The 13,228-nt window shown below is 43.3% G+C and carries 11 protein-coding genes, 1 pseudogene and 1 riboswitch; of the genes and pseudogenes, 10 read left to right on the top strand and 2 right to left on the bottom strand.

Annotated elements, in window-relative coordinates:
• Position 1: 1 nt before the first annotated feature.
• Positions 2-175 carry a hypothetical protein gene (locus MWM02_RS12410; RefSeq protein ID WP_244402150.1) on the bottom strand — a complete coding sequence of 58 codons (174 nt, stop codon included), beginning with the start codon at positions 173-175 and terminating at the stop codon, positions 2-4.
• A 301-nt stretch (positions 176-476) separates the two neighbouring features.
• Here MWM02_RS12410 and MWM02_RS12405 point away from each other — a divergent pair, with 301 nt between their 5' ends.
• From MWM02_RS12405 to MWM02_RS12375, 7 genes are all read left to right on the top strand, one after another.
• Complete coding sequence (locus MWM02_RS12405) at positions 477-1,520, top strand: ABC transporter ATP-binding protein (RefSeq protein WP_064550891.1); 1,044 nt, start codon at positions 477-479, stop codon at positions 1,518-1,520.
• Positions 1,507-2,433 (top strand): ABC transporter ATP-binding protein, encoded by a 927-nt coding sequence (locus tag MWM02_RS12400; RefSeq protein WP_244402149.1) that lies wholly within the window; start codon positions 1,507-1,509, stop codon positions 2,431-2,433. The genes MWM02_RS12405 and MWM02_RS12400 overlap by 14 nt, the downstream gene beginning before the upstream one ends.
• Before the next feature lie 18 nt (positions 2,434-2,451).
• Complete coding sequence (gene opp4B / locus MWM02_RS12395; protein WP_064550889.1) at positions 2,452-3,420, top strand: oligopeptide ABC transporter permease; 969 nt, start codon at positions 2,452-2,454, stop codon at positions 3,418-3,420.
• A gap of 19 nt (positions 3,421-3,439) precedes the next feature.
• Complete coding sequence (locus tag MWM02_RS12390) at positions 3,440-4,348, top strand: ABC transporter permease (protein WP_064551279.1); 909 nt, start codon at positions 3,440-3,442, stop codon at positions 4,346-4,348.
• Positions 4,349-4,361: 13 nt separating this feature from the next.
• Positions 4,362-6,149: an oligopeptide ABC transporter substrate-binding protein gene (gene opp4A, locus MWM02_RS12385; protein WP_244402148.1), complete on the top strand. Its 1,788-nt coding sequence runs from the start codon at positions 4,362-4,364 to the stop codon at positions 6,147-6,149.
• Positions 6,150-6,258: 109 nt separating this feature from the next.
• Positions 6,259-6,365: riboswitch (SAM riboswitch) on the top strand.
• 68 nt (positions 6,366-6,433) lie between these two features.
• Positions 6,434-6,766, top strand: coding sequence for a hypothetical protein (locus MWM02_RS12380; RefSeq protein WP_244402147.1), 333 nt, complete (start codon positions 6,434-6,436; stop codon positions 6,764-6,766).
• A 26-nt stretch (positions 6,767-6,792) separates the two neighbouring features.
• Positions 6,793-7,176, top strand: coding sequence for a VOC family protein (locus MWM02_RS12375; RefSeq protein WP_064550886.1), 384 nt, complete (start codon positions 6,793-6,795; stop codon positions 7,174-7,176).
• 171 nt (positions 7,177-7,347) lie between these two features.
• Here MWM02_RS12375 and MWM02_RS12370 read toward each other — a convergent pair whose 3' ends face one another.
• Positions 7,348-8,391, bottom strand: coding sequence for an AbrB family transcriptional regulator (locus tag MWM02_RS12370; protein ID WP_064550885.1), 1,044 nt, complete (start codon positions 8,389-8,391; stop codon positions 7,348-7,350).
• Positions 8,392-8,723: 332 nt separating this feature from the next.
• Between MWM02_RS12370 and MWM02_RS12365 the strand changes: the two genes are divergently transcribed.
• The 3 genes and pseudogenes from MWM02_RS12365 (at position 8,724) to MWM02_RS12350 (ending at position 13,228) form a co-directional block, all read left to right on the top strand.
• Positions 8,724-9,950: a YeeE/YedE family protein gene (locus MWM02_RS12365; protein ID WP_064550884.1), complete on the top strand. Its 1,227-nt coding sequence runs from the start codon at positions 8,724-8,726 to the stop codon at positions 9,948-9,950.
• Between the two features lie 439 nt (positions 9,951-10,389).
• A pseudogene (locus MWM02_RS19680) lies at positions 10,390-11,776 on the top strand (methyl-accepting chemotaxis protein).
• Positions 11,777-13,006: 1,230 nt separating this feature from the next.
• The gene (locus MWM02_RS12350; RefSeq protein WP_244402144.1) at positions 13,007-13,228 is read left to right on the top strand and encodes a hypothetical protein; all 222 of its coding nucleotides are present in this window, start codon (positions 13,007-13,009) and stop codon (positions 13,226-13,228) included.

The following is a 13,228-nucleotide window of genomic DNA, read 5'->3' as shown; positions in this document are numbered from 1 at the left end:
TTCAAAAAGAGGGCCTCTTTTTTATTTGCGCAAAAGCACCTTTGCGCTTATAAAAGCAAATCCCAACGGTTAAAGCACGGGAATGATGCAAAAAGCGTTTTTGCTTTTTAGCGGCACTGGCGGCATAAACGGGGATTTGCCTGATCTCCATCGCCGCTGTACCGACCAGTTTCATAAAAATGTCGAATCATAATCAATACTTAATGTTAATTTTTGTCGAAAAAATAGAGTAATGATCGATCTTCATATTATTTTTGTAGAAAAAGTAGAATAATGGCATATATTCTTATAGTGCCATGCGGCATTTTTAAAAATGTTCTGTTATTCTGCAATGAAATACTATGTGTTTTCTTAATATAAAATAAAACTATGTGCTAAATAATCAACAAAAATAAGAAAAAAACAATTGAATTCTAAAAATATATAAAATATAATATTATAATAAAATTGTATTTAATAAAAATATTGTTAAAATTATGTGCAAAGGGGAGAATACATTGACCGGCAAGCCAATTTTAGAAATAGATCATTTACGCGTTTCGTTTCGAATTCAAGATCAATATTATGCAGCGGTTGATGATGTTTCCCTTACGGTGAATGAAAACGAAGTGGTGGCGATTGTCGGTGAGTCGGGGTGCGGAAAAAGCGCTTTGGCGCTTGCAGTGATGGGGTTGCATCCGCCGCAAAAGACAAAACTGGAAGGAAGCATTACATTTAAAGGGACGAATTTATTATCGTTATCTCCTTCACAGTTGAACAAAATTCGTGGAAAAGAGATCGGAATGATTTTCCAAGATCCGTTAACGGCATTGAACCCGTTGATGACGATAGGACGGCAAATCGAAGAGGGAATGGATTATCATACGAAATTGTCCGCAGCGGAAAAACGACAACGCACGTTAGAACTATTAAAGCGTGTCGGCATTCCAAATCCGGAAAAAACATATTATCGCTATCCCCATGAGCTTTCAGGAGGGATGAGACAACGGGTGGTGATTGCGATCGCCATCGCTTGCGAACCGTCGCTCATTATTGCGGATGAGCCGACAACCGCCTTGGACGTAACGATTCAAGCGCAAATTATGGGATTATTAAAAGAGCTCCAGCAGCAAATGAAAACCGGCATTATTTTAATTACCCATGATTTAGGAGTAGTTGCCGAAATGGCCGATCGCGTCGCTGTCATGTACGCGGGAGAAATTGTTGAATTGGCTGATGTGGAAACGTTATTCCATCATCCGCTTCATCCGTATACACGTTCATTACTGCAGTCGATTCCGTCCGCACAAACCCGCAAGGAAAAACTTCATGTCATTCAAGGAATCGTTCCTTCCTTGCAAAAGATGCCGCGGACAGGCTGCCGATTCCAATCGCGAATCAGCTGGATTGATAAGTCCAAACATGAAGCAAATCCGATTTTGCGAGAAGTCGAGCCGGGACATTGGGTTCGTTGCACATGTTATCAACATTTCTATTTTCCAGATGATCATATAGGGGACGTGGGCTATGGCATTTCTTAAAGTAAATCATTTAAAAGTGTATTATCCGGTGCGCGGAGGGTTTTTCCGCCGCATCGTCGATTATGTGAAGGCGGTCGATGATATCAGCTTTGAGTTAAGGAGAGGAGAAACATACGGGCTTGTCGGGGAGTCAGGATGCGGAAAAACGACGACGGGCCGCACGATTATCGGGCTCATTAAAGCAACGGCGGGGGAAATTTTATTGGAGGGCACCGATTTGACGAAACTAAGCCGCCGGCAGTTTTATCCGTACCGGAAAGACATTCAAATGATCTTTCAAGACCCGTATTCGTCGCTTAATCCACGCAAACGAGTGCTCGATATTATTGCCGAACCGATCCGCAATTTTGAAAAGCTATCGCCGCAGGAAGAAAAACGGAAAGTGCAATATTTTATCGAAAGGGTAGGATTAAACCCGGAGTCGATTTACAAATATCCGCATGAGTTTTCCGGAGGGCAGCGGCAGCGGATCGGCATTGCGCGAGCGCTTACGCTCAATCCGAAGCTCATTATTGCCGATGAGCCAGTATCTGCGCTGGATGTATCGGTGCAGGCGCAAGTGCTGAATTTTATGAAAGAGATTCAAAAAGAATTTCAGCTTACATATTTATTTATTAGCCATGACTTAGGCATTATCCGCCATATGTGCGATCGCATCGGGATTATGTACCGCGGCAGGTTTGTCGAAGAAGGAACGAGTGAGGAAATTTTTCATCATCCGCAGCACATTTACACAAAGCGCCTCCTTTCCGCGATTCCAAACGCAGACCCGCGGCAGAGAAAGCAGCAGCTTCAGCTCCGTGAAGAGGTCGAAAAGGAATACAAACAGTCGTACCATCGCTATTTTGATGATGAAGGAAGGGTGTATCCGTTAAAGAAAATTTCCAAGACGCATTCCGTTGCCATTCCGTAAAGAGAGGAAGACGACACGATGCTGAAATTTATATTGCGACGAATCATCATTATGATCCCGCAGCTATTTCTTTTAAGTGTTCTCGTATTTTTGTTGGCAAAGGCGATGCCTGGGGATGCATTGACAGGACAGCTGGCGAGCAATCCAAAAATGGATGCGCAAACGCTCGAGGAAATGAAAGAAAAGCTCGGGCTCAATGATCCGGTGCACGTTCAATATGCGCGCTGGATGAAAAATTTGCTGCAAGGGGATCTTGGCATATCCTATATTCATAAGCAGCCTGTCAACGATTTGCTGGCCGGGCGAATGTGGAATACGGTTTTGCTGTCTGCGGCGATCTTAATATTAACGTACATGATCGCGATTCCTTTAGGAATTGTTTCGGGAAGATGGACCGACTCTTGGGCGGATAAATTAATCGTTGGGTACAGCTACGTCAGCTTTGCCACCCCGCTGTTTATTTTTGCGTTAATTATGTTGTTTATTTTCGGATTCAAGCTAGGATGGTTTCCGACGGGGGGAAGCGTCGATATTCAAGTCGAAAAGGGCACGTTTGCCTATTATTTAAGCAAGCTGAACCATCTTTTGCTTCCTGCCCTGTCTGGGGCGTTGATCAACACCGTTGGGACAATTCAATATTTGCGCAGTGAAATTATCGATACAAAGGTGAAGGACTTTGTTAAAACCGCACGTGCAAAAGGAGTGCCAGAATCAAGCATTTATTGGCGTCATATTTTGCGAAATTCATTTTTGCCAATTGCCGCTTTCTTAGGGTATGAGATTACCGGATTAATTGGCGGATCGATTTTTCTCGAGTCCATTTTTAGTTATCCGGGAATAGGGCAGTTGTTTTTGCAGTCGATTTTGCAGCGGGATTACAGCGTCGTCACCGCGCTTGTGATGATTTCCGGCCTTGCTACGTTAATCGGGACGCTTTTGTCCGACATTATTTTAAGCGCTGTTGATCCGCGGATTCGCATTGAGTAATGGATGGGGGGACATAATGATGAAAGCAGAACTAGGCGATCCACAATTGGTCCATGGACAAAATGAAAAAAGCCCTTCAAGCCTTTCTATTATGTGGCGTGAATTGGTGAAGGATAAGCTCGCTCTCGGTTCTCTCATTCTTCTTTCCTTGATTTTGATCGTCGTGTATGGCGCTTCGCTACTACTAGACCAAGACGAAATTGTCAAGGTGGACCTGCTGGCCATTTACTCTCCGCCGTCCGCGGAGCATTGGCTTGGCACGGATTACGGGGGAAGGGATATTTTCGGACAGCTTATTATTGGTGCGAGAAACTCATTTACCATTGGTTTGGCGATTACGCTGATCACTGGTTTGATAGGGCTTACCGTTGGCCTTATCGCCGGATATTTTGGCGGAGTGATTGACAACATGATCATGCGCATTATCGATTTTATCCTTGTGCTGCCATTTTTAATGTTTGTGATTGTATTTGTGGCGATTGTGCCTAAATATAATATTTTTACGTTTATTCTTATTATGAGCGCCTTTTTATGGACAGGAAAGGCGCGGCTTATCCGGGCGAAAACGCTGGCGGAGCGGGAGTTGGACTACGTAAGCGCATCGAAAACGCTTGGCACGCCGGATTGGAAAATTATTATTTTTCAAATTTTGCCCAATTTAAGCTCGATCATTATTGTAAACTTAACATTAAACCTTGCCGGAAATATTGGGATTGAGTCCGGACTAAGCTATCTGGGCTTCGGCTTGCCGGAAAGCACGCCAAGTTTGGGAACGCTTGTCAGCTATGCGATGAATCCCGATGTTTTGCAAAACAAATGGTGGGTTTGGTTACCAGCATCATTGCTTATTTTAGTAATGATGTTATGCATAAATTTTATCGGCCAGGCGTTAAAGCGCGCGGCTGATGCAAGACAACGATTAGGATAAAGGGGGAGAAAAAATGAGGAAAACATGGCATTGGAGGTTTTTCGTAGTGTTTGCCGTCTTTTTATTAGGATTGACGGCATGCAGCAGTTCTACAAGCAACGATAAAGACGGCAAGGACACAAAGGCGGCGCAAAAGGAAGACATTAGCAAATTCCCGATGACTGTGAAAAATGACGGGAAAATCGTAGATGGTGTATTGAATTACGGATTAGTGTCCGATACGCCATTTGAAGGGACACTGAACTATGCATTTTACGAAGGTGATCCAGATTCTGAAGTTTTGCAATTTTTCGACGAACCATTGTTCCGTTTTAACGAAGACTATGAAATTACGAACGACGGCGCGGCGACATACGAGCTTTCCGACGACAAAAAAACGATGACGATCAAAATTAAAGATAATGTCAAATGGCATGACGGCGAACCGGTCAAAGCGGAAGATTTAGAATATGCTTACTTGGTCATCGGCCATAAAGATTATACAGGCGTCCGCTACGGAGACGCGCTCATGCAAGATATCGTCGGCATGGAGGAATACCATAGCGGAAAAGCGGACAAAATTTCCGGAATTAAAGTCATTGACGACAAAACGCTAACCATTACGTGGAAACATGCCAACCCGTCCGTAATGACGGGCATTTGGGCACATCCGCTGCCAAAACATTATTTAAAAGATGTCCCGATTAAAGATTTGGCGAAATCGGATAAAATCCGCAAAAATCCAATTGGCTTTGGCCCGTTTAAAGTGAAAAAAATCGTCCCGGGCGAATCGGTTGAATTCGTTCGCAACGACGATTATTGGAACGGAAAACCGAACTTAAAAGGCGTTATTTTAAAAGTCGTTAACCCGCAAGTCGTATTGCAAGCGCTCAAAAAAGGAGAAATTGACATTGCCGAATTCCCGACAGATCAATATGTCAGCGCGAAAGGGACGAAAAACATTCAATTTGTTGGCAAAATTGATTTAGCTTACAACTACATCGGCTTTAAACTCGGCCATTGGGATGCGGAAAAGCAAGAAAACGTGATGGATAATCCGAAATTCCAAAACAAAAAGCTTCGCCAAGCGATGGCGTATGCAATTAATAATAAGGAAGTCGCAGACAGGCTTTATCACGGTTTGCGCTTTCCGGCAACGACGCTCATTCCGCCATCCTTCCCAAGCTACCATGACAAAAATGCGAAAGGATACACATATGACCCAGAAAAAGCGAAAAAATTGTTGGATGAAGCTGGATATAAAGATGTCGACGGCGACGGCTTCCGCGAAGATCCAAATGGCAAAAAATTCACCATTAATTTTCTTTCGATGAGCGGCGGGGACATCGCCGAGCCGCTGGCGAAGTTTTATATGCAATGCTGGAAAGACGTCGGCTTGAATGTGCAGCTAGTTGATGGCCGTTTGGCGGAATTCAATTCGTTCTATGACATGGTGCAGAACGATGACCCGAAAGTCGATGTGTTCGCTGCGGCATGGGCAACAGGAACTGATGTGGATCCGTATGGATTATATGGCCGCAATGTCATGTTTAATCTTTCTCGCTGGGTAAATGAGAAAAATGATGAATTGCTTGAAAAAGGCCATTCTGAGCAAGCGTTTGATAAAGAATACCGCAAAAAAATTTACAACGAATGGCAAGCGTTAATGAATGAAGAGGTGCCAGTAATTCCGACGCTATACCGCTCGATCATTTATGCGGTCAACAACCGCGTGAAAAACTATTCGGCTGATATCGACCCATTCATTTGGAAATGGAAAGACGTCGGTGTCACTTCGGAAAAGCCGGAAGTGGCGCAATAACAAATAAAGAAGGGGAGGGCGCTTTTGCTCTTCTCTTTTCTATGGTAGAAAACAAAAAATGATTGTCATCACAAAGATACCATGATAAGATAAAAACAAACTACATATAGTCTTATCAAGAGTGGACGAGAGACCGGGCTCGATGACTCCACAGCAACCTGCATATTTCGCAAGGTGCTCCAACCCGCAAAGCGGTTTCGCTTTGGATGATAAGGACGGCTGGCCCCTTTCGCATCATTCAGGCGAAAGGGGTTTTTATGTCCAGAAGGAGGTGGGAATGCCGGGTGTGCGAAAATGACTCGATTCGCAGTTATATGGCGGCGCATTTGAAAGCAGAATTGTTCGCTTCCCATGTCGCCCGCTGCGTAAGAAAGCAGCTGTTGCAATTTGACAAAAAGACAGTGCTTCATTTTGACTGTTACGCGAATTTTTTTCAACTATATGGCCATACGCAAGGAAAAGATTTTTATTTGATTTTGACGCTTGCGGAAGTCGAAGAATGGAAAGCCGCTGCTCCTTATGCGCTTGACCGCTGTATTTTCCGTGGATTAGAAAAAAAGGGAGTTTTCCTCGTACATATGACCCCATATTTGCGGGCTGTATTTTCTCAATCTTAAAAATAATAAAAAAGGAGAGAAATATGATGGCGGTAAAAAAATTTGAACACGTTGGCATTCAAGTAAAAGACATCGAAACATCGAAAAAATTTTATCAAGATGTAATCGGTTTAGACTTGCTCGATGAGATGACACATACAAACGGTTCGATGAAACTGGCATTTTTAGGATTAAACGGTTCTGTCATTGTCGAATTAATCGAAGGATACAATCCGAATTTGCCGACAGAAGGAAAGGTGCACCACGTTGCGTTTACGGTGGAAGGGATTGAACAAGAAAAAGAACGTCTTCAATCGCTTGGCGTCCCGTTTGTATGGGAAGATATTACGACGCTGCCAAACGGCGCGAAATATTTGTTTTTCCTTGGTCCTGATGGCGAATGGATCGAATTTTACGAACCGGCAAAATGAGAAAATGAAAAAGGTTAGGCATTCATGCGGGCTGAAAGTGAGCGGCCGTGAAGAAGCGGTGCCGCGGGAGCAAGCAATGCGAACCGATCGCCCGCGGGCTAGATGATAATAAGAAAGAACGGAGATGCTTATTAAAACCGCTCTGTTCAAAACGGAAACAGAGCGGTTTTTTCACGACGTTTCTGCCATTGATGGGAATTTGCGAAATACCCATTTCAAAACGTTCGGCACAACAATAATGACGAGAAGAAACCGCACAAATTGCAAGGAGCTGACAATTGCCGGATCTCCCCCGACTGTTTGCGCTGTTAATACCATTTCCACAAGCCCTCCTGGCGCAAGGCTTAATAGCGCGGTTGCCAGCGGGAGATTCGTTAATTTCGCAAACAAATAGCCGCATCCGAACGAAAGGACGATCAGCACTAGTGCGAGCAGGAAATATACCCAGCCGAATTTTCCGCCAAGCTTTATATCTTCTAACGTAATGCGGTTTCCCATGTTCATTCCGACGCTGATTTGCGCCAAAATGATCAACCATGCGGGCAGCGACGGCAAGTTCACTCCGACTACATGCATTGCTGCTGTTACGGCGAGCGGTCCGACGACGTATGCCGCCGGAATGACGTTCCGTAAAAGAAGCGCTCCAAAAATGCTTAATAAAAACCAAGCATAATGGCCATCGGAAGAAGCCGCTGCCGCCTGAGCGGTCGCGACGCTTGCCGCTGAATTGCCGTTTAACCAATAAACGACGATGGATGGCACAAGAAAAACGACCGTTAATAAACGAATCGTTTGGAAAATCGTCACTAAAGCGGTGTTGGCGTTTAGCGACTCGCTTGCGGCGACCATTTCCGACAGTCCGCCGGGAACCGATGCAAACACGCTTGTCACTTTATCGATGTGCGTCCATTTTGTCACTGCGATACTATTAAAAATATTAATGACAATCAATAAAACGGCGACAACCAGAAAAGGAAAAATATACGGGGCGATCGTCGCCAATGTTTCTTTTGTAAAAGACAGTCCGAAATACGTCCCTAATACGACAAGTCCGCTGTTGGATAACGCTTTTGGTGCTGCTACCTTTCGCTTGACGACCGTTTTCCATAGGAGCATTCCTGTAATTGCTCCAAGCATCCACGGAATGGGGGAATGGAGATGATAAAACAGCAAACCCGTCAATCCCGCGACGATATATGTTTCAAGAACTCTCATCACTGCATCCCTTTCCATTCTCTGTAAGTCAATTATATTGTAAAAGAAAATAAGCGGAATGGAAAGAGAAATGCTTATACTTATTCACTTACGTGAAGCTTTGGGACTTTGCGTAAAAAGAAACAGGGCAAAGCATTTTTATTTTTCGTCGGTTTCAGTTTGCTGGATTCATAACATAATTAGTACTTGAACTTCTTGTATTCTCTTTTTATGGTTACATCGCTTAAGTATTATGAAATTTCAAAACTTGTAAATCATAAGCAAAAACCTAGAAAATCAATTGAATTTGTTATATTATTAAATGCATCAAAATAAAAAAGGGGGAAGATAAATTGGATATTGCTGTAAAAAAACAAACGGATATACAAATCAAACAAGAAACGAACTCCCCGAAAAATCCGACTTCGTTTATTATCACTGTAGCGTTAGTCGTATTGATCGGGGGCGCTTTGTTTTTATATAACCGCGTTTCTTGGCAGCAAGCGCTGTTGTACGTGCTAGGAGCGTTCGGAGGTTTTGTGTTGTATCAAGCGCATTTCGGTTTTACGTCCGCTTGGCGAAAATTTATTTTGTACCGCCAAGGGGAAGGGATTCGCGCGCAAATGATCATGATGCTAGTGGCGAGCGTTTTCTTCATGCCGCTGCTGTTGAAAGGGTCGATATTCGGTCACGCGGTTGCGGGCAATGTTTATGATGTCGGCATTTCTGTCATCGTCGGCGCGTTTATTTTCGGGATCGGGATGCAGCTTGGCGATGGCTGCGCGTCCGGCACGCTTTACCATATCGGCGGCGGCGATACGAACGGCATCGTTACCTTAATCGGGTTTATCGCCGGCTCGGTTATCGCAACGACCCATTTTGATTTTTGGATGAACACGCCGCATCTAGCGCCGATTTCGCTTATCCACCAGCTTGGCGCTGTCGGCGGCTTTCTCCTTCAACTGGCGCTATTGGCGCTCGTTTATTACGTCGTGACCGTCATCGAAAAACGCCGCCACGGTAAGCTAATTTCCACGAAAATCGAAAATAAAAACGGCTGGAAAGCGATTTATAAAGGCCCATGGTCTCTTCTTGTTGGCGCGATCTTGCTTGCAATCATGAACGTTTTAGTATTAATCGTTAGCGGCAAACCGTGGGGCATTACTTCCGCGTTCGCTCTTTGGGGGGCAAAGTTCGTCCAATTGTTCGGTGTCGATCCGACACAATGGGCGTATTGGCAAGACCCGGCGAAATTAAACGCGCTTAAAAGCCCGTTATACCAAGATACGACCACGGTGATGGATATCAGCTTAATGTTTGGCGCGCTGCTTGCCGCGGCGTTTGCGGGACGGTACGCCAAACCGATTCAATGGAGACGCCCGTCGCGCATGACGATCGGAGCCCTCATCGGCGGTTTGTTGATGGGCTACGGCGCCCGCCTTGCATTCGGCTGCAATATCGGTGCTTACTTCAGCGGCATCGTTTCCTTCAGCGTCCATGGCTGGGTTTGGTTTGTTTTCGCTTTTCTTGGAAGCCTCATCGGCGTCAAACTGCGTCCATATTGCGCTTATAAAAACTAAATAAAAAATGGGAAAAGGGGAAGCCGTTTTGGTCTTCCCCTTTTTTTGCTAGCTGATCCTCTAGTTTTACGATCATAAAAACGATATGTGAATTAGCCGCATTGATTTTGCAGTACTTTGAATGATTGATGCATAGCCAAATTGCAGAAAATTCTGTTCTTAGTCAGTCAATTAAATGACTAGAAAACAACTCTCTCTTTTGCTATTTTTTTATTCTTTTGGTGAAAAATCGAGATAATTAAGAATGGGAAGCGGAAAAGTTTTAATTTGCACACTAATTTCTTAATGAGCCCTTGACTGTCATCAAAATAGACGAAGGGCTTTCTTTTTTCGTAATTTTCGTGATTTAATCACCACGTGCCGTTGAAAAGAGTTTTCGTACATATCATAATATGTTATAATCTTGTAATAAAATATGACATTAAGGGTGATATTTTCTATGTTTGTATTAAAACATTTGTTAAAAAAGGAAGAAAATAAAAATATCCATCATCCATCTTCGCGGGATGATCGACATGCTGCGGGACAAATCGAAGTCGCGGCCGATCAGTTGAAAGGAATTATCGAACAAATGAAATTGGCGGCGGTTTCCTTAAATCAAACATCCGCGTCAAGCAAACAGAGTACGATCGAACTGATGCGCCACCTTGAAGAGACGGTGAAAGACACGCTGCAAGTATCGGAAAAAATGAGAATGATTGAATCGTTCGCCTTAAAAATTTCTGCGGCTTCGCAAGAAATTCACTCGAGCAGCCAATTGTTTTATGAAGAATTGGTTCATTCGTGGAACGCGCTAAAAAAGCTGCAAGATGAAATGGAGCAATTGCGCGAAAGCCATCGCGTTTTGCTGCAGCAAATGGATAGCTTGGTGAACCGCTCGCAAAAAATCAATCAAATTCTTTCGACGATCGGTTCTATTTCACAACGAACGAGCATTCTTGCATTACACGCCAGCATTGAAGCGGCAAGGACAGGAGAGCACGGAAAAGGCTTTTCGGTCGTGGCGAATGAAGTGGGGAAATTGGCCGGCCAAACGTCAAAAGCCGTTGAACAAACGCGGGAAATTTTGTCCGTTATACAAAAAGAAATCGCCTCGACAACAGGCATGGTGAAGAAAGAAACCGAACAAATCGAAAACGGTTCAAAGGAAATGATAAACGTCCTTGGCATTTTGGATTCGTTTAAAGATAAGTTAAGCGATATCACCGCGAGATTCGGCGCAAGCGGTGGACGCACAAACAGAAAGCGTCCAAAAAATCGCGGTCTTATTGAAGACGATTTCCAACATGGCGATGGAAAATAAGGAATACGCGCGTAAAGTCGCGTTAGACATGGATCATCAGCACCAAAACGTCGAGCAAATCATGTCTATCAACGACGCTTTAGAAAAAACGTCCAATGAACTGCAAAGCCTTATCAAAAACTATGAAGCCAGCGTTGTCATTCATGTCGATGAAACGGTCATTGACAATACAAAAAAAGAGCTTTTCCGTCTTCTTCAATCCCGCCCGCTATATGAGATGAATCAACAACAACATAAAAAATTTCTCGATGAATTTTTGCAATCACATCCGCATGTTGAAGCAATATGGTCCAACAAATTAGACGGGACGTTCGTTTACTCTAATCCTCCTGCGGGCCTTGTGAATGCGAAAGCGCGTCCATGGTTTATGGAAGCAAGCAAAGGCCGGACGTATGTTTCCAACATTTATACTTCCGCTTTGACAAAACGCCCTTGCATCACGATTTCATCTCCGATTTTCCATCATAAACAAATCGTTGGGGTGATTGGGGTTGATGTATCTGTCCAAATTGTAGATCGTTAGATATCAAGGGAAATATCATGTCAAACGTCTTTGTGCAGTGATGAAGTTTGGGGATTGGCATAAAAAGAAACGGCAAAAAGCGGTTTAATGTTCCCAAGACTTAAATTCGCTGGACCGAGAGCGAAATTTTACACAATAATCAGAACTTGGCTTTATACATCTTGCCGTTATTTAAGTGTTACATAAAAAACAGGGAAAGAACGGGAAAGGGATCCAATTCTTTTAATAGCGCTTGAAACATAGTGCAATTTTCAATTATAGTATTTTTGGTCATTAGGTTGTGCTACAATCGTTCCCAAATTATAAGGATTTTTTCCGTTACCTGCTTGACAAATGGAAGTTTGATTGATTAGGAAGTGATCGAATGTTGAAAGTAATTAATTATAAAAATTAGAAAATTTTTCTAATGCAACATTATACATTGATTCGTTAACGGTTTTAATTGGAACAAACACAAGCGGAAAATCGAATGCGTTAGACGGTATCGCGTTTTTAGCCGAGTGGTACAAGGAAAAGAACTGCAAACGATTTTATTGGGAGATGCTTCTCTTCTTTTAGAAGCGAACATTCAAGCGATACACGGTGGTGTTGAATGGGCTGCCAAGCATCCGCATTCTTCTTTTTACATTAGAAGCGGTTATCGAAGGCAATGAAAAAAAACGGACTATCACTATAGCATGGAAGCGAGCACAAAATCTGATGTGGAACTTGTTTCCGAGTCATTAGCGAAATAGATCGAAAAATGAACAAACGGACAAATTATTCACTGCTACAGCAGAGAAAGACAGTCCAACGGTTGCTGCTTCCGTTTATAATGGAAGACGTCCAAAAAAGAAATTGTTCAAACTCTTTTTTGCGGATTTGTTTCTTCTTTTGCCAAATCGGCCGCTTCGGCAACGGTCAAGCCTGTCCGCTTAGCAATTTCGCTGATTGGAAGCACGTCTAGCATTCAAATGCTTTCTGCTTTTCCGCTTCTTTTTTCTTGTTCAAAAATTTGGACTGTTTTTTTCATTTTTAGCCACTTCCTTATCCGTTTTGTATATTCTTCGTTGAGAAATTTATCCGTAACGGTAAAGATGCCTGCAATGATGTGAAGCTTTTTTGTTGTACCACATCAATCGTCTTTTCAATCATTGTTTGCTGATTTTCTATGCTATATATTAACGGTACTAATACAATTTCATTATTTCCTTGAGTCAATTCTTCGTTCGCATGATGGAGAATGCTAGATTGTCCGACCGCATCCGCTTTGGCCTTGATGACCGATACTTGGATAAGGAATCTAAAATTAAGGCGTATCGAATCAAAGACATTGTCATAAAGATCGAAGGAGAGAAGCTAGTCATCGCGCGAGGAACCGAACACAAAACACTTCCGATTGACCATTTGCTCAAACAGCCGTCGATGGTGTTTAAGGAGATTGTGAGATTGATGGATAGCGATAACATTTAA

The sequence above is a fragment of the Parageobacillus sp. KH3-4 genome (genome assembly GCF_022846435.1).
GTDB classification, from domain to species: domain Bacteria; phylum Bacillota; class Bacilli; order Bacillales; family Anoxybacillaceae; genus Parageobacillus; species Parageobacillus thermoglucosidasius_A.
The sequence above is the reverse complement of the archived record's forward strand: the minus strand, read 5'-3'. Positions and strand labels throughout refer to the sequence as shown.